This window comes from Mucilaginibacter phenanthrenivorans (genome assembly GCF_024721155.1).
In the GTDB taxonomy this organism is placed as follows: Bacteria; Bacteroidota; Bacteroidia; order Sphingobacteriales; family Sphingobacteriaceae; genus Mucilaginibacter; species Mucilaginibacter phenanthrenivorans.
Genome location: NZ_JAHVAP010000010.1, coordinates 1 through 17,520, shown reverse-complemented (window position 1 = coordinate 17,520; position 17,520 = coordinate 1). Strand labels below are relative to the sequence as shown.

Annotated in this window: 14 protein-coding genes; 4 read left to right on the top strand and 10 right to left on the bottom strand. The window is 41.6% G+C overall.

All coding sequences use genetic code 11. The features are described from left to right. Positions 1-9: 9 nt before the first annotated feature. Together KXD93_RS22185 and KXD93_RS22180 are read right to left on the bottom strand one after the other, a co-directional pair. Positions 10-2,754, bottom strand: coding sequence for a TonB-dependent receptor (locus KXD93_RS22185; protein WP_258139562.1), 2,745 nt, complete (start codon positions 2,752-2,754; stop codon positions 10-12). Between the two features lie 184 nt (positions 2,755-2,938). Then, positions 2,939-3,475, bottom strand: a complete 537-nt coding sequence (locus KXD93_RS22180) for a hypothetical protein (protein WP_258139561.1) — start codon at positions 3,473-3,475, stop codon at positions 2,939-2,941. 906 nt (positions 3,476-4,381) lie between these two features. Between KXD93_RS22180 and KXD93_RS22175 the strand changes: the two genes are divergently transcribed. Continuing rightward, complete coding sequence (locus KXD93_RS22175; protein WP_258139559.1) at positions 4,382-5,407, top strand: glycoside hydrolase family 18 protein; 1,026 nt, start codon at positions 4,382-4,384, stop codon at positions 5,405-5,407. 14 nt (positions 5,408-5,421) lie between these two features. Further along, positions 5,422-7,089: an alpha/beta hydrolase gene (locus KXD93_RS22170; RefSeq protein ID WP_258139558.1), complete on the top strand. Its 1,668-nt coding sequence runs from the start codon at positions 5,422-5,424 to the stop codon at positions 7,087-7,089. Between the two features lie 281 nt (positions 7,090-7,370). Here KXD93_RS22170 and KXD93_RS22165 read toward each other — a convergent pair whose 3' ends face one another. The 7 genes from KXD93_RS22165 to KXD93_RS22135 form a co-directional block, all read right to left on the bottom strand. After that, the gene (locus KXD93_RS22165; RefSeq protein ID WP_258139557.1) at positions 7,371-7,991 is read right to left on the bottom strand and encodes a tetratricopeptide repeat protein; all 621 of its coding nucleotides are present in this window, start codon (positions 7,989-7,991) and stop codon (positions 7,371-7,373) included. Positions 7,992-8,319: 328 nt separating this feature from the next. Next, complete coding sequence (locus KXD93_RS22160; protein WP_258139556.1) at positions 8,320-9,402, bottom strand: hypothetical protein; 1,083 nt, start codon at positions 9,400-9,402, stop codon at positions 8,320-8,322. Then, complete coding sequence (locus tag KXD93_RS22155; RefSeq protein ID WP_258139555.1) at positions 9,392-11,056, bottom strand: FAD-dependent oxidoreductase; 1,665 nt, start codon at positions 11,054-11,056, stop codon at positions 9,392-9,394. The genes KXD93_RS22160 and KXD93_RS22155 overlap by 11 nt, the downstream gene beginning before the upstream one ends. Continuing rightward, positions 11,034-12,542: a polyamine aminopropyltransferase gene (locus tag KXD93_RS22150; RefSeq protein ID WP_258139554.1), complete on the bottom strand. Its 1,509-nt coding sequence runs from the start codon at positions 12,540-12,542 to the stop codon at positions 11,034-11,036. The genes KXD93_RS22155 and KXD93_RS22150 overlap by 23 nt, the downstream gene beginning before the upstream one ends. A 9-nt stretch (positions 12,543-12,551) precedes the next feature. After that, complete coding sequence (locus KXD93_RS22145) at positions 12,552-12,746, bottom strand: hypothetical protein (RefSeq protein WP_258139553.1); 195 nt, start codon at positions 12,744-12,746, stop codon at positions 12,552-12,554. Beyond that, complete coding sequence (locus tag KXD93_RS22140) at positions 12,739-14,124, bottom strand: DUF4178 domain-containing protein (RefSeq protein WP_258139552.1); 1,386 nt, start codon at positions 14,122-14,124, stop codon at positions 12,739-12,741. Before KXD93_RS22140 ends, KXD93_RS22145 begins: the two co-directional genes overlap by 8 nt. A 1-nt stretch (position 14,125) precedes the next feature. After that, positions 14,126-14,479, bottom strand: a complete 354-nt coding sequence (locus tag KXD93_RS22135; protein ID WP_258139551.1) for an S-adenosylmethionine decarboxylase family protein — start codon at positions 14,477-14,479, stop codon at positions 14,126-14,128. A 333-nt stretch (positions 14,480-14,812) separates the two neighbouring features. Between KXD93_RS22135 and KXD93_RS22130 the strand changes: the two genes are divergently transcribed. Further along, positions 14,813-16,360, top strand: a complete 1,548-nt coding sequence (locus KXD93_RS22130; protein WP_258139550.1) for an IS630 family transposase — start codon at positions 14,813-14,815, stop codon at positions 16,358-16,360. A 52-nt stretch (positions 16,361-16,412) separates the two neighbouring features. Here the strand turns inward: KXD93_RS22130 and KXD93_RS22125 are convergent, their stop codons facing one another. Beyond that, entirely contained in the window at positions 16,413-16,589 is a 177-nt protein-coding gene (locus KXD93_RS22125) for a hypothetical protein (protein WP_258139549.1), read from the bottom strand. An 83-nt stretch (positions 16,590-16,672) separates the two neighbouring features. Here KXD93_RS22125 and KXD93_RS30650 point away from each other — a divergent pair, with 83 nt between their 5' ends. Then, positions 16,673-16,876 carry a CHC2 zinc finger domain-containing protein gene (locus KXD93_RS30650; RefSeq protein ID WP_373417369.1) on the top strand — a complete coding sequence of 68 codons (204 nt, stop codon included), beginning with the start codon at positions 16,673-16,675 and terminating at the stop codon, positions 16,874-16,876. The last annotated feature ends 644 nt before the right edge of the window (positions 16,877-17,520 follow it).

Here is a 17,520-nt window from a genome sequence, read left to right as displayed (position 1 = left end):
TTTAAAAAATTAACGTTTGTAGATTTTCTTGATGTTATAGACCACGCCCAGAGAAATATATCTTTTTAAAACGACAGTTTGAGAATCTAAGATGTAATTTTGGCTTACGATTCGGTCAAAATTTATATTCTGGTTAAACAGGTCGAACACGGCAAGTTTCAATTCGCACCGGTTTTCTTTCATAAACCGATAAGTAACATCTGAATTAAAAAGACTTGTAGTCTTGTGTAATTCATCGGAGACATCCGGGTTCCGCAAAAAAGTATAATTACAACCCAGCGTAAGGCTTTTTGAAAAGGTTACCGTTAATTGTGTATTCAGCCTGTGCGTTAAAAAATCGACCCGGGAATAATTTAAATGGCTATACGAATTTGTGGTACCGGTGACCCGGTATTCAGGTATCAACTGGATAATATCCTTCCAATTAATATCTATGCGTTGTATGAAAGTAGTTGTATATTGTTGGTTTGACCCGGAATGACCGTTTACAATAATGGGGTTACTTTGATACCCAAGGTATACGGTAGCGTTTGCTTTGATTTCAATATCGTTTATTTTTTGGAAATTCTTTGATAGCGAGCTCCCCAGTACAGCCTTGACGGTTCCGTTTCTGTTTGTGGTACCAATTTTTTGAACACCGTTTGAGTCAACTTGAACTGTTGAAATAACATCATTTCTGATAAAATCTGCATTGACATAAATATTAAAAACAAGCTGTTTTGCAGCGTAATATTTAAAGTAGCTTGTGTATATATTTTGGTCATACGAAGGTTTAAGGTAAGGGTTTCCAGTAAACACATATAGCGGAACGATCAAATTCGGAACGGGTTGCAGGTCATTTATGTTCGGTTGGTTTACATTAACCGAATACTTAAAACCAAAGGTACCGCTATTAAATTTCAGGGAAGGAAGCAGGTCGAAATAATGCTGTTCATGCTGATATTTTGGCGAATTCGCCAATGATTGAATTTGCTCCCCAAGTGTTGCTTCAAATGAGGTTCTTTTTGTAATACTTATTTTTAGCCCCTCAGTCATTTTGTTGATCCAATCGTTACGGCTGAAGGCGGTGTTTCCAGCCGGGTCTAAAAGAATATCATAGAGTTGCGAACTCATCGGGGTGTTTACTGAAATAGCCCGGTGGTTAAAAGAATTTGTTGTACCAAGTATTACTGTGAAATGTTTGCCCATAGGACGCCTGTAGGCTATTGACAAATCAATGCCGGCAGCATATGTTTTTTGATTGCGGATTTCGGTGGAACTGTCGGTAACCGCTGATGGATAAGAAAAACTCCTGCTTTGAAATGCATCTTTGCCAGGACCAAATGACGTGTTCTGGCTGATGGTAAGTGCTTCCCCTTCCTTTTTGAATTTTTGGTTAAAAAATAAAATATGGCTGTAAGCAAGATGGCTGGTTGTGCCGGTTTGCGTGTTTTCGACTTGATTCAGCAGCGATTGATTTACATCGGTTAACTGATGTAAGGACGAATTGTTATTTGTGCTGTTCATGTTAAGTTGCGGCGTGTATTCAAACGAGCTCATTTTACCCGGCAGCCATTTTAATTTACCCGACAAAGTGTTGGAAGTTTCATCTTGAAATGTTTCATTATAGCTACGGGTATTTAATGTTGTATCACCCAAAAACTGTTGCCGAACATTGGTAATGTTATTAACATTGTGCAGGCGGGTAAAAAAATCCTGTATGTTTACGCTCAGATCAGGCCCATAGTCATTATTTATATTTATCCCGCCCGAGCTGATCGTTTGTATCCCCTGCCCCTCTCCGCCAAATGAGATTCCATTGATACCTGTAATCTGGTCGTTTTGGTTTACATGAAAAGAACTTACCCCGCTTCTTTCAAAACCACCCATATTTCGCAAGTCACCCAACGAAAACGACGATTGGTTCGCGTTGTTGCTGAAACCGATAAGACTGATTTGCAAAGTATCCCTAAAAATATTTAATATCCCGCCCAAATCGTACCGGTTATTAGTCCCGGCGGCTGCATGTAATTTCCCGAAAATGCTTTTTCTAATTCGTGTTTTCAACTTTAGGTCTATTTCCTTCTCTACATTATTATCATTCAGCAAATTGTTAGGATCGTTTTCGCGGTCATCGGTTATCCGTATTTTATCAATCAAATCAGCATTTAGGTTTTGGGAGGCAATCCGGGTATCTGTACCAAAAAAGCCTTTGCCGTTTATCAGGATTCTTCTCACCCTTTTTCCGTTTACATAAATAGAACCATCCTGGTAAACCTGTACACCCGGCAGTTTTTTTAATAATTCCTCTACTACGGCGTTGGGCCTGGTTTTAAATGCTTCCGCGGCGAACTCGATTGTGTCTTTATTAATCACTACAGGCACGCGATCGGCGGAAATGGTAACTTCTTTCAAATTGACAGTTGCTGGTTTCAAACGTATTTCAATCGATTTTATACCAGCACTTTTAGCAGATTGTAATATTTGTTTGAACGAAATATAGCCAACGGCCGAAACAATCAATGTATAAGTTTTATCCGGGGGTAATCTGTCCAAAGAAAAATCACCTTGATGGCCGCTTACCGTATAGGAGTATAGCGATGAATCACTTATGTTCACAAGAGCAATGGTTGAAAGTGATATAGGTAACCCGGAAAGTGAATCAGTAACCCGGCCTTTGACAGCGTGCCTGACTTGCCCGTTCACACTAAAATTATCAAGGAATATGATAGAAACAATCAGCAAAAATATTTCAAACACCCGTTTGGCGGCCATAGCGGAAATAGTTGATTTGAAATCGGTTTAAGAATTGGGTGACCAAAAAAAACAGCAGCAATGTGAGCGTTTTGGACCGGAGGAAGTCTGTTCGGATTTATCTAAAATTGAATTACCCCCCGGTAACAAAAAAAGCCTTACAAAAGGCTTTTTTTGTTATGTAATATGCCGTTCTGGTATTTGCTTAACAGCCGGTCAGGCAAATATAATCGGAGTTTTTACTACAGTTGTGCGCTGATACGCACTGATATTCTTTATAATCCTCAAAAATGGCTTTAAGGCGTTTCCCGCGAACTGAATTCATGACATTTTCGTTTGTGCTAAAGCCCCAGAATCCGTTTTTTGTATCAATTCCGAAAGTTGCCATTACCGTTGCAAAATCAGCATCGTTCAGCAGGCTTTTGATCGTTCCGTATTTTAGACCAACAATACCAACTCCTGCCCTTACAACAAGCTGGCTTCTGAACTCGTCAACCACTTTTTTAGGCAGTGCATTAAGAGGGGACTCATTAAGGGCGAGTATGTTGTCAAATTGCGAAAGCGTTTTGATAACATTGGCATTTTTGTTATTCCGTAACGCAACTAATTCGTTACTGGTTTTTGCCGGTGTAAAATTGATGCGGTACTCGGTCGATTTGACCGACTTGTTAAATGAAAATAGAGCAATTGTTGCCGTTAAAAATAATCCGGCAGCGGCGGTGATAATGAGGTTTTTTTTCATGGTGTTTTTTAGGTTAATTTAATAATTATTTTAAGTGTTATTTTGTTTGATAGTTAATTACATCAATAAGCCCAATCAGGTATTGTGGTCATTGGTCAGGTCATAGAAGCCAGCAACAAAACCAATGGCTTTTTTGTCATAGCAACTGCAGTTTTAAAAATCCGATTTGCTGATACTCCGGGTAGTCCTGAAGAACCAAGTCCAAATGCTGATATGATACAACCGCCGTCAAAGACAAAAAAGGAAATGCTCCATGCCCGGCAATGCTTCAATTGATTGACTAGCAGCCAGTCATGCAAATATAATCTGTTGTTTCTTTACAATTGTGCGTTGCTGAAAGACATAATCCGATAAACATTGTGATAATTAGGTTCCGTTTCATTGTAATGCTGTTAAGGTTCGTTAAATTTAAAAAAATACGACTAGGTTAAAAGTTAATAATATTTTTTTAATTAAAATTAACTTTCACAATAATAACTATTCAAATCAAAAAATACAAACAATCCATAAATGTTCTTATTCGATAGTCCGGAAATAACATACTTTAGCGCCTATAAAAAGATATTTCTTTGTTCAGCGGGCTGAAAAGGACATCCTTGCGGGAAATCTGACGGACCGCGGATAAATTTTTTGTTTGGAAATGACCATAAGTGCCGGGTTCGGTATTTCAAAAGCAGGTGGACCGGCGGGTATGGAGATCGGTTGTGGTCGCAGCATCTCTACATAAAAAATGTTAATTATCGGCTGTTGATTCCTTAAGAGATTGTTTTTATTTTTTTCAATTCTTTCATATGGTAATTAGCCTGAGTTTTCTACCTTGGTTCGGCAGTCGTTTTAACGGCATGCGGGATCGGGATTTCACTTTCGACCGGATCAGCATCAACTAAAGCTAATCAACTGAAATATATGCGATTTGATTTAAAATATCTACTTGTTTTTACCATATTTTTATTTTCCCAATGTGCTCCATCACTTGAATCACAAAAGAAAATCCTGGGGCAGAATAATGCAATCTGGTGCGAAAGTATCTATTTACGGGGATACAGGCCCGGCACCCATGAATACCTGACGGATGACATAACAAAAGAGTTTGCCCGGACATTAAAAGCACATCACATCAAATATGCCTATTTATTTGCAGGGCCTTTCGGAAAGGACGGACATTTGCCAAGATACCCTTTTTCTGATACTGCACTCAGAACCGTTCAGTTGATAAAAAAAAACTACCCGCAACTGCTCATTCTGCCATGGATCGGAGGCGTCCAGAACAAAACGGTATTTTTAGGTGCCACAACCTGGGTTAACAATGCATTGAAGGATACAAAAAAACTGGTGGCATTTTTAAATGTGCCCGGCGTTCACGTGGATCTGGAATATATTCAGGCGGGCGACGCCTATCTTGATACGACCATTCAAAAAGAAAAACCGGGTGATATTCAAAACTACGGGAACAATGTAAATGACTTTCATAAAAAACTAAGGGCGCTGCTGCCTAATAGCTTTATTTCTTCTGTAGTGGTTGCAACCTCGCCGGATACAAAGCCATGGAAAAGAAAGACAACCATGAAGGAATTAAAACAATTGACAAAGTACATTGATCAACTGTCGTTTCTTTATTATGACACTTACATTAAAGATGAAGATATTTTCGAGCGCAACTGCGATTCTTTAGTAACCGACATTCAATCTTTAAAAAAAATAAATAATATTCAATACCTCATTGCGATCGGCACATTCATAAATGTCCCGGAACTGCACAAATACCGGGACCTAAAGATTGAGAACATATCCAACTCCCTCCAGGTAATTAAAGGCTCAATTTTGCGCGTCAATCCAATTGTAAAAACAGTTGATGGAATCGCTATTTTTTGTGATTGGGAGACTGATTCTTTAAAATGGGAACAAATTGATGAAAACTGGACAAGGATTTAAGCATATAGAAAATAGTGAAAAAAAAAGGTTTAATAATAATTTCAGTAATCATAGCAGCGTTAGTTTCCATTGGCGTTTACCTGTATGTTAAAAGAGAAAAGTGTAATTGCGGCGTGGCCAGGTATGAGAAGCCGATTCAGCCGTCTTTCGAAATCGAGCCAAGATTTTTAATATCGAATAGTAATGATATTTTTTATTCGGGACATGGCTCAGGTAATTATTCACTATATACCTATAATGATTCCGGACGGAGCTTATCCATATCGGGCAATTCAGATATATTTTTTCCGTTTTTAATTGAAAATAAATTATGTGGATTACTTGATCATAACGGCAATGAAGAATTTACGTCTACAAGTGAAAAACTAAATAAAATCCTTGACCACAAAAGCATAAAAACAGTATTCAGTTTTAAAAACGGCAACCTGATTTTCGTCAAGCTCAATAGTGATAAAAAATTGTATTTGGTATACCCGGACGTTAACGTAAAAAAGGTTGTTTTAGATAATATCGGGTTGCTTGAAAATATGCTTTATATAGAAGGACATAACAGCGTGTTAGTCAGTTATGATAATAAACTGTTACTCATCAATATTAAAAATCCGGAACGACAATCATTGATTCTTATTAATAAATCGGACAGTCAGGATGACAGTAAGCTCAACCCATTTATAATTGGCGATGATTTATATTTTGCAAGCAATAGCAATTCGGAATTTTATGAAATATATAAAATAAATTTACAAGATCCTGCCCACAAAAAAAGTTTGGTATATAAGACGCAGAACGACGTAAGACTGCCCAAATTCAAAAACAATAATTTATACTTTATTGAAATTGTTAACGGCGAATATTTGTTAAAACGTTACAATCTGAAAACTAAAACGTTAACCTCTATAACTGCTCATGGTGTGGTTTATTTTTATGAATTCTATAAAAACAGCAGCATCGTGTATTCGTTTTCTGATTATATGACGGGAAAATGCCTGATCCTGTATAACGAAACGAAAAGCAGTGAACAAAATCTTACAGGGCGGCCTTTACCATTATTCCTGACCATAAAGGCTGTAAAACCGCAACCAGATATGTCACCTGCATATGTTTTAAAAACATCGTTAAAACGACAGATGAGAGGTGTCATCCTCTTTTTTCACCCTGGGTTACATAGTGATTATTCGCCCAGATGGGAATCTGTTTTAGTGAATCTGGCCAACAGGGGATATATTTTAATTGCTCCCAATTATCCGATGTCCTGCGGGTTTGGTAAGACGTTTTATAATGAAAATATGGAAAATAGTTTAAAAGATATATTCAAATGGAAGACTTATATCCAATTGAAATATCCAACGCTTAAACTCTATTACCTTTCTTCCAGTTCAGGTAATATATTAATGGAAAAGGCGCTTTCAGAGAATGACAAAAATGTTTCTGCGTCCGCTTCTCTTTTCGGCGTACCGGCTTTTGATAACCCTGATCCAACAATTCCCAGTTTATATATCCTGGGTAAAAATGATCCGGTCGTTAACTTTCCTTCCAGGTTTGACAGCCTTAATGTTGCCAGAAAAAACAATGACAACATTTCTCTCCATTTTTATAGTGACGAGGGTCACTGGCTAAGAAAAGAAAAAAATGTAGAAAACTGTATCGCAGCAATTACCGGCAAGTTCTGTGAAAATAACTAGTTGAACAGCTTCAATTCTTTTAATGTTCGCTCTGGAACTGGCATCGGATATGAACATTCCGAAGCCATTAACCACCACTTTCCGGAATAGCGAACCGTTAGTTCTGCAACACTTTGACCATATCAATTCATTGATTAATAATTGCCATTTTTAAAAGTGACAACACAAATCGGTGCTCCAAATAGCACGGAATAGCCTGGTCACACCTTCCGGAATATCCGCTCAGGGGTACAGTTTAAAAATTACACCATTTTAACACATGGTAAATAAGATATCTATTTTTAGTTTTTTAGTAATTTTTTTAATATTTCTTTTCCATCGTCGTTTTTGGGATTAAGTTCAATTGATTTTCGATACATCTTGATGGCCTCTGCAAAATGACCAGTTTGTCGTAGAGCGTCGCCATAGCTATCGTAAACATTCCAGCTGGACGGAAAAAGACTTGTATTTAATTTAAATATTTCCAGGGCTTGTTGGTAATGATGGAGAGGCTTCAGCCCATAAACAGGCTCGCCACCAAGCAAATCATAACCTACCGCATTGAAATCATCTTCATTGATCGCGTAATTACTCGTATCTCTTTTTGCAAGCCTGAGTACTTTGGCAGCTATTTTAGTACCTGACTTGAGTAATGTAGCAGCATACAAGTTAGCCGTATTGATCTTGGGATAAGCAGTGTTTCGTCCATTTAGGATGTTCATGGCGTCAATAGCATAGATATGGGCGTTATCACTTCCGACGGCATATACAATTATAGTTTGATGTTTAGTGATATTACGCACCAATACAGAGCTTAAGCCAGCGAGCCCCCCTGTATGATTAACTACTTTTCCGAATGTAGAATCCCGGTCAACTTGCCAGCCCAAGACGCGTCCATGCGCGGTTGCGGGACTGACCGTCATTTTAACCGAAAAATTCCTAACTTTGCAGCTTCATATGGCAGGATTCTCCTGCCTATTGTGATAAGGTTTAGGTGAAAGACCCCAAGCAGCGAGCGCAAGGAGACTTTGTTTTTCAGGAAACGGACCTTTTCATTGGAAAACCCTCCCTGCATAGCAAAACCGGACACCTGAAACCAACTTAGTTCAGTCTACATGCCGAAAAAAACATTTCAAAATGTATGGCAGCCTGAGAACAGCGATCAACAGCAGTACATCATAATTTTAAAATCAGCGCGAATATTTTTCATTATTTAACCCGATTTATAAGACATACGTTGGGTTTGGCTGGTTATAAAATTGATTTTCTCTTCAATTTCCAAATAAAACCGTCAAGTACATAATGGGTTGATTGCGGCAGCGCGAGCAAAGGCACGACCAGTGCCAGCAGAAAATTTGTATTGATGGTGGGCAGGCCGGTAAACATGCGGAAAACAGTGCCGTGTTCACGCCAAACAAGGCCGTCCCACAAACCCTCTTCTATATAAGCAAAGCATATGAGCAATGCTGCGAAACAGAACACCCCGCCATAAGTACTAAAGGTGAGGCGCAGGAGCGTAGTCTTTTGCTCCTTTGTCGTTACATAACGTTTTTGCTCATTAAGCCAAATCAGTGCCATATACGGCAACCCGTGCGAGACCACGTTCAGGGTTGTAAAAGCCATGTCGCCGTTATAATAAATGATACCAAAATACCAGGACAAATAGGTGCCGGCAACGATTAAATTCCTGGGCAGGTTAAACCGATGGCTTTTTATAACCAACCAGGTTTCTTTAACCAGGTACGTTATTATGACGAGTATATAAATATATTTACCGGTCATTAACGCCGCCTTAGATTTTGCAAGTATAAAATCTCCCTGAACAAACCAGTTGAAATTATGGTGCGTGCCGGTAAAATGCCAATATAAAAGCGGATAAATAGTGCCGGTATAAATAGTAACCGCATCTATCATTCTCACAATATTGCCATGCGCTTCCTTCCTGCTGTAAATACGCATAAATCCATACTGCTGTCTGATGAAATGGAATACAGCTAAATAGGCCAGGGCCCGCCAAAACAAACCACCGCTCCATGTATACAACAGCGCACCCCCAAAATAACAAAAAACAGGAACGGCAATAAGTAAATGATGTTGTTTTTTGAGTTCATTGGGGTTAAAATAGGTACGGTATAAAGTGCTGTAGACATGCGCGACATCAATCATCACAATCAGCAGTACCCAATAAGCCACCGGCATCCGGTCGGAGTTTTTAAATTCTACCGGGAAAAGCATGACAATCAGCAATGCAACGAATGGAGGAGCCAAAACAAACAACGCTTCAACAACGCGATTTCCAATCCATGGGGATGATGGGGACAATTTATGCGCCATGGTTCTTATCAATTACTTTTTGAGCAGCGTTAAGTCCCTGGTGGAATGCTTCCTCGAATAAAGAGATTCCGCTTAGATCGGTATGCGCAAAGAATACCCGGTTGTTAACCGGTTGCTTCGCATTTTTACGTGTTTCGCCCCAAACATAATCTACCGCAGGGCTGATCATACCATGGCCCCAAACCCAAAGATCAATACGTTCAATATGGGGCGTAATCTCCGGATGCATTTGTTCCAGCTCGGGCACAATAATATCCAGCCACTGTTCGTAAGGCCTGGTGTAAGCCGCTAACCGCGATAGCCGGGGTTCATGATCACAAAGCGGTAAATAATAGGTAAGCACCTTTTTTTCTTCAATAACCTTAAGGTCTTGCTGGTTGGCATTAACATAACCTACAGACGGCTGTCCGTAAGCCACATTATCCCAGCACAAAACCATACCCTTTTCGGGGCTGGGCAATTTGTTAACCGAGATATTTGCAATCAACCAGGGCGAATAATTCATTTTTGTATAATCAACCCCCGGCCTGTGTAAACCTGCCAATGTTTTCTGGTTTACAAACTGGGGGGAGGCTACAATTACGTTATCGGCGGTAATTAAGGATGTAGTACCCTTTTTGAGATCCATCACCTTAACATTAACCTTATCGCCTTTGATATCCAGGCTATACATCATGTGCGAGGTCATCAAATGCCCGCTAACCATGTTCCTCAATTGCTTCATCAGCCAGCCGTTACCCTCGGGCCAGGTAATAGCCGAATTTGGATCGGCGTTAGCGGCTTTCCCCCTGCGTGATGAAAAATAATGTATCCCGGCCCAGGCAGAAACGTCTTTGGCGTGTCTGCCATAATCATCCTTGCAGCTATAGTCCAGGTACCAAAGCAGGTAGGGTGAATCGAAGCCCTCAGCCTTCAAAAAATCAGTGAAGGAAATTTTATCCAGCTTGCGGTAGGTGTCATCGGCCGAACTTTCATCAATTGGTATGTTAAAGGCATATTTGCCATCACTGCCCTTCGTATTTTGGTATTGCGCTGTTAATTTAAAAAAGCGTTCGATCTGTTGGCGGTCTTTATCCGGCACCCCGAAGTCAGGCACAAGTCCGTTTTGCCAATGCCCATTGATCAGCAATCGTTCCTCGGGGTCGAAACATAAATAGTATTCATTATAAAATGGCAGGCCGTGGTCGTCAAAATGAGTGATCACCTGCGTTTCATGAAGGAAATCAATCAGTTGCTGATCTTCATTATTAATAATCGTAATATAATGAGCGCCCAAAGGATAGGAGGATACAGAATTTGTGCCGAAATAAGCATTACCACCTGTGTGGTCCTCTAACTCGATCAGCTTAAAATCGTTTTCGCCGTTTTTCTTTAGCCACCGTGCAGCCGACAATCCCGATATACCGCCGCCGATGATCAGCGTTTTTACGGTTTGTATATTTACCGGTTCGGGAAATACAACTTTGTCACGGAGCATATGACCTGCTTTCGCGTTTGGCCCGCGTAAATCTCCGGTAATATGCGCATAGGATCCCTTCCCTCCTCCCAGCTTTCGGATACAGCCACTCAGGTAAATGCCCGCCGTGACCAGGCCCGCGCGAACAAGGAAGGACCGCCGGCTGAAGCCCCTGTTATTGAACGACTGACCACTCATCTTCGAAATATTTAACAAGTATCTGGTTGTTCAGCCGGTTGATTGATGCCGGTACACGGGCCATATCCTTCGGAAAGAAAAGCATTTGTTCCAGGCATGGCTTTGACATAAAGCGCAATCCTGCAAGGTAATGATCAGGCACTTTGTAAACGCTTCGCCGCATAGCCATAATATACCCCCATTCGCCGAAGGAAGGTACATAGTCATGGTAGGGAACGGTATGAAAGCCTACCGATTGCAGGGTTTTATCAACCGTCCAATAAGACTTAGGAGCTACAAAAGGTGAGGTGGACTGTACCACCATAATGCCGTCGGGAGCCAAAAGACGTTTAACAATACTATAAAAGGTATTGGTATACAATTTCCCCACAGAATAATTGGAGGGGTCCGGAAAATCAACAATGATCGCATCGTAAATTTTGTTCTGCGCTCTTGCCCAGGAAAAAGCATCCACATTAACCACGGTGATTTTAGGCGAAAGCAGGGAGCGCTGGTTGAGCCTGACCAACATATCATTTGTACGGAAAAGGTGCGTCATTTCTTTATCCAGGTCGACGAGGGTGACCGTCTGAATCTGCGGATATTTAAGAATTTCGCGTACAGCGAGGCCATCGCCACCGCCCATCACCAGTATATTTTTCGCATTCGGGAGCGCCTGGAGTACCGGATGAATCAATGCTTCATGATAGCGGTATTCATCTACCGAGCTAAACTGCAGGTTCCCGTTTAAAAAAAGGCGGAGATCCCTGCCCTTTTTGGTAATAATGATCCGCTGATAAGGCGTGCTTTTAGAAAAAATAATCGGATCGCTAAAACTGAGACTTTCTGATAAACTGGTTATTTTTTCAGAATAAAGAAAGCCGATAAATAAAGCCACCAGGCTAACAATCGCCGCGCTTTTTAAATATTTTACACCCTTTACTTCATTTTTAAACACTATACAGGCCACCAAAGCCACCAGCACATTGAGCATACCGAAAAGGTAGGCCGTTTTAATGAGTCCTAAAAATGGGATCAGCAGGAGCGGGAATACAAGCGATGCGATGAGCGCCCCTATATAATCGAAAGTGAATACTTTGGATACCAGCTCCTTAAATTCAAACCGATCTTTAAGGATGCGCATCAACAAAGGTATCTCGAGGCCGACAAGGATGCCTGTAAAGGAGATCAGACCGTAGAGAACAATGCGAAAGGAGCTTACACTTTCAAACACCAAAAACAGGATGGTAGAACTGGTACCGCCGACCAGGCCAACTAGTATTTCTACGCGAATGAACCAGGTAAGCAGGTTTTTTTCAAAATATTTAGATACCCATGAACCCAGACCCATGGAGAAAAGGTAAACACCGATGATGGTAGAAAATTGGGTAACGGAATCGCCAAGCAGGTAGCTGGCCAAAGTACCCGAAATGAGTTCATAGATAAGGCCGCAAGTCGCTATGATAAAAACGGAGACCAATAAAAGGATCGAGAATCTTTTGTGCATTACACTTATTTACTTATGGTAAAACCTAACGCCATAACCGGAATGCGGCACTACGCCTCTGTACCCTGCGTTTTTTTGAATATTACCATCCGGGAAAAATTTGGTGCCTGTGAAGGCCGAGTAGCTGAAAACAGTTAGCAGGGCGATAACGGCCAGGCCATACCATACAGAGGTTTTTAAGTCTGTTATTAAATTTCTAATCATCGCTGTTGCCTGTGTTTTTATTGTAAGGTGAAAAATCACTGTTCATCCATCGGTTTACTTCAAAGCGTCGTTGGAAATACCAAAAACCTAACGGCGCCAATGCCAGCACTAAGAGGGTGGTGAGCATATTTTGCCAGAGAATCACATTAGTGGTTACCGTAAGATCAATATTGCTTAACAACATCGTGCCTGAATAAGGGTATACGTTCAAATGGTAAGCGCCCGGCGGAACATCATCAATAGTAATGGTGCCATCGTTTGAACCCTCGCTCCAACTCTCGCCATCTTCATAACCATGGTAATATTCTATCTCCTGGCTTACGTCCCACGTTTGGTTGTCCTTTTCGCTAACCAGCTCATAGGTAGCTTCCAGCCAATTGTTATCTAACGGAGCGGCGACATGTATATCAACTGCGGCAGGTCCGTTGTTTATGGTAAACGATGATGTTTTTAGCGATTGGAATTCAAAGGTGCCGCCCGGCAGGCTACTGGTAGTTGCGGCGGTATCCCTTTTAGCCGTATCTGTTTTTGCAGCCGGCGGCATCAATAAGGCCACTGACTTGTTCAAAATAACAGTGGAAGGCCTTAATACAAAACAGAGTACTTGAATAAGCAGTACAATAACAGCAGCCGCTATACTAATACGCAGCGTTTGCTGAAATTTCAATTTAGTTGGGTTGGGTTGGTTGGCCCCGATATCTGCCTGTTCGGGAAATTTATCTGTGGTGATCTTAAAACCATCCGATATTTCCTGTGGTGTGATATACTCACCCAAATACCAGTCGACTATAGCCGGATTTTTTTTATTTTTTTCTCTCACCAGCATCCAGGGCGGGCTAACAAACTCACGCGCTCCTATTCGTTCGTCGTAAACATCCCAGTCAAATTCACCCTTAAGTGCAGTAATTACGGGCGTATAGCGGTTAAACTCCAGGTATTCTACGTTATTCAAGGTCGCCGCATCGCCATCCAGCGCAGCATCCTTCAGCCCAGGAAAATGCTGTACACCGGCTATAAAGCTCCAGTGCCCGTTATATTCTGCCAGGAAAGCATAACCCTTGGTGTAACTATATAACATATACTCACGCCATTCATAATTTGTACCACCTTCCTTCTTTTCAAGGTAGGCCAATACTTTATAATCAGTGCCTTTAATTTGGCCAACGGCACCGGGCTCAAGTATATGCTCATATCTGATAGCAACTAATGTTTGCTGAGTTTGGAGAGACTTCTGATCGATATATTTTAAATATGACCAGCATGAAGAACAAACGACATACGCGCATCCCTCCGGATCGAATAAAGTTACCGGCTTTGCACAATGCGGGCAGTGCAGCTCTTGGGGTTCGGGGAAGGTTCGCAGGTTAACGGTGGCCATGTTAGCGTTTTATTTCATTTTTTTGAATCTCAGCACCCTCGTAAAAAGACAAGAGGTTATCATAAATAGCCCTGGCTTTGCCATCATTTACCTGCTGATAGTTTGATAAAAACACATCAAAGGTTGCTAATTTGTGCTCGGGCCAGGTGTGTATGGAAATATGAGACTCTGTAAGACAAACCACGGCGGTAAATCCGCCGCCAGGAAAATCATGCCACACTTCGCCGACTTTTGTAAGTTCCTGCCGGGAAATTTCATCATTTAAAAAATCACGGAATTTTAGACTATAGCTTAATAACTCGTTATGTTCAGAAGTAAATTCGGAAATGATATGCAGGCCGGGTGTATAAGGCATCGGGGATAAATCAGTGGCTAAATATATTAAAAATATTACAGCTGCCAAAAATGCTCGTGTACGCTGATTTTTCAAAGCGTTGGATGGTCAATAAAGCGCTTTTAATTTTTAAGTGCTTATCCGGCTGGCGTTTCAGGAGCGTTAAATCGCCTCAGCTAAAAGGGAACGTCTAATGGTAAATCTTTAATGGAGTCATCATCCTGCAGCACGCGCCAGATCCCAATTTTTTTTTAATACTATTTAGCAAGACCTATTATTTCGCGATTAAACAATTTTGTATCTTTATAAAGATAAAAGCAACCGTTAACTGCTTTCTTCCCGGATACGCAACTCATGTATCGTTATCAACTCGCCATCGGCAAAGCGGATATCCTGCGCAAACGATTCATCGCCGGTACCTACAACAGCTACGCCCTAGCCAGGGAGCTGAAGATCTCCACAAAAACAACCTGGCTCTACCAGCGCGAATTTGAGCGCATCCGGGCGGATTTCCCGGACCGGCTCGAAGACTTTGGATTTTATCCCGGCGAACCCAGGAGACCACATTGGGCAACGGAGAAATATAACGAGCTCATGCAGCTGTTACCGGTTTTGATTGCCGGACAAACGACAGCCACCATACAGCCCGTAATTGTGTGGCACAGTTATGAGCAGCACAGCGCACATACCTACAAGTTTGCAACGTTTAAACCCTTACTTTTTAAGTGGCTGCGGGAAAACGTGACTTTTACACCCACCAAATTACTCGAACAAATAGCCCCCGGCGATTTGGCAACCCTAAAGCAATGGCGCAATTCCAACAACCACCGCCTCTGGCAAATCGCCAAATGCCTGCAACTCGCCCAACTGGGCGCCACCCGAAAAGAAATCATTGAGAAAACTGAAACCAGTTATAAGACCATCGACAACTGGCTGCGGGGATATGCTGCAAAAGGATTAAAAGGTTTTGATTCGGCACCCAATCCAAGAAATCACCTGCAAACTCAAATTCTCAAAGGGCGTAAAGAAAAATTGCTCAAACTGATTCACGAATCGCCTAAACTGCACGGCTTGAACCGGACAAGCTGGAGCATACGGGCACTGACAGGGGTGTACAATGAACTTTATTCGCCGCAAATCCATTACGAGCAGGTGCGCTTTTGCGTGCACCAAATGGGCTATAAGTACAAAAAATCCAGGGAGATGCTGACCAGCCCCGACCCGAAATTCCGGGAAAAGATACGGAAAATACAGGCCATACTCCGAAAGCTAAAGCCCAATGAAAAATTCTTTTCTATTGATGAATACGGGCCTGTTTCCATCAAAATAAAAGGCGGCAGAACGCTAAAACACAAAAGCGAAAGCCCCGATTTTGTCCCGGAAAAACAAAAGGCAAAAGGCATCGTCATTTGTACCGCAGCACTGGAGCTGTCAACCAATCAGGTCACGCACTTCTTCTCCGATAAGAAGAACACCTTCGAGATGATTAAATTACTTGAACTGCTGATCGGGGAATACCAAAGCGAAGAGACACTTTACCTGTGTTGGGATGCCGTGAGCTGGCACAACTCTAATATCCTGAAGAACTATATCGCCGATCACAACAGGGCCGGCCAGCCTGTAATAAAACTCGCCCCCCTGCCCGCTTCTACCCAATTTCTTAATGTCATTGAATCCGTTTTTGCGGGACTGGCAAAAGCGGTCATCCATAACAGTGACTATAGCAGCGTTGATGCATGTAAAGCAGCGATCGATCTGCATTTCCGGCAGCGAAATCTGGACTTTAAAGCCAACCCCAGGCGCGCAGGGAAAAAAATATGGGGCAAGGAAGTGGTCAAAGCAAAATTCCGGGAAACCCAGAATTGCCGGGTCAGGTCAGCCATGCGTGGTGCAAAAAACTGACCATCCCTGAGCCATAAATTCCAATCTTCAAACCGTGAACAAATACCTTTACTTATCTTTTGTTCTTATTTCCATACTGACCGCTTCCTGAAAAAATCGCTTCCTCGTTAAACACCGCGCGCCAGTCTGCGGTGCTGATCACTGTACTGCTGGCGATAAATTTATGGCCGGATTCCACAACTATCTTAGTATCCTCTTTAATACAGTCCTGGTGAAAGGCTTCCGGCATCCGGCCTAAATGGCAATTCTTAACAAAACAGAAATTTTCAACAATCCTTAATCGCGTTCAGTCAATAGTTAAGTTTGCCCTATATGTCAGACCTGGTCCAAATCGTTTCCAAATATATCACACTCCAGGAAGGGAGAAAAGCCTTAAAAGGGAACTGTCCGTTCCACCCAGACCAATCCGGTTCATTTATGGTTTCCCCGGAAAAAAAAATGTTCAAATGCTTCGGCTGCGGGAAAGAAGGCGGCCCGGCGGAATTTGAGTTATGGATCGCAAATACACCAAAATGAGGAAAGTTTCTAAGATCGCTGCGAAACCAAAGCAGTCGCTTATGAAATTTACCTGTTTCATAACCGGAAAGAAAGCTGGGGCGGGCGATCTTGATGGTTTTATTGCCTCATTTCGGACTTAACAAATATCTCCGCTTGGGTTCTGGCCATCATCCAATTATTAGCTGTCTTTTTAATTGCCTGCCTCTTATGTCTTTGAAAAACGATTCCTCAGGCTCAGGGACAAGTTTAAATATGGACGTGCAGGCCGAGCCCGTAAGTAGCCGGAGCCAGTTACCGCCGCTATAAATAAATGGCAGGCTTATTTCAACGTATAGGTCGTTCCTAAATATATAGATAAATATCCTGCCATTTAATATCTGTAATAAGCAGCGGAATTGAATCACCTATTGGGCCTGACCCGTAAACTGAAAAAATTCGCTCCTTCACTGTTTCATCGATAGCTGCAATAAAATAAATGACAGGCTTAAAACTGTGAATATATCCCTGATCTGCTGTTTCAAATAAGTCCCCTGTCATTTAATTAATCCGATAAGCGGCAGGAATTAAAACACCTCTTGGGACTTTACCTGAGGGCCTGGATAATTCGCCCTGCCGCTATTTTATTGATTTTTTATAATAAGCACCTGTCATTATTCAAAAAA

Coding starts and splice junctions, on each gene's coding strand:
- KXD93_RS22185 (WP_258139562.1), bottom strand. CDS start 2,754: ATGGCCGCCAAACGGGTGTTTGAAATATTTTTGCTGATTGTTTCTATC.
- KXD93_RS22180 (WP_258139561.1), bottom strand. CDS start 3,475: ATGAAAAAAAACCTCATTATCACCGCCGCTGCCGGATTATTTTTAACG.
- KXD93_RS22175 (WP_258139559.1), top strand. CDS start 4,382: ATGCGATTTGATTTAAAATATCTACTTGTTTTTACCATATTTTTATTT.
- KXD93_RS22165 (WP_258139557.1), bottom strand. CDS start 7,991: ATGACGGTCAGTCCCGCAACCGCGCATGGACGCGTCTTGGGCTGGCAA.
- KXD93_RS22160 (WP_258139556.1), bottom strand. CDS start 9,402: ATGGCGCATAAATTGTCCCCATCATCCCCATGGATTGGAAATCGCGTT.
- KXD93_RS22155 (WP_258139555.1), bottom strand. CDS start 11,056: ATGAGTGGTCAGTCGTTCAATAACAGGGGCTTCAGCCGGCGGTCCTTC.
- KXD93_RS22150 (WP_258139554.1), bottom strand. CDS start 12,542: ATGCACAAAAGATTCTCGATCCTTTTATTGGTCTCCGTTTTTATCATA.
- KXD93_RS22145 (WP_258139553.1), bottom strand. CDS start 12,746: ATGATTAGAAATTTAATAACAGACTTAAAAACCTCTGTATGGTATGGC.
- KXD93_RS22140 (WP_258139552.1), bottom strand. CDS start 14,124: ATGGCCACCGTTAACCTGCGAACCTTCCCCGAACCCCAAGAGCTGCAC.
- KXD93_RS22135 (WP_258139551.1), bottom strand. CDS start 14,479: ATGCCTTATACACCCGGCCTGCATATCATTTCCGAATTTACTTCTGAA.
- KXD93_RS22130 (WP_258139550.1), top strand. CDS start 14,813: ATGTATCGTTATCAACTCGCCATCGGCAAAGCGGATATCCTGCGCAAA.
- KXD93_RS22125 (WP_258139549.1), bottom strand. CDS start 16,589: ATGCCGGAAGCCTTTCACCAGGACTGTATTAAAGAGGATACTAAGATA.
- KXD93_RS30650 (WP_373417369.1), top strand. CDS start 16,673: ATGTCAGACCTGGTCCAAATCGTTTCCAAATATATCACACTCCAGGAA.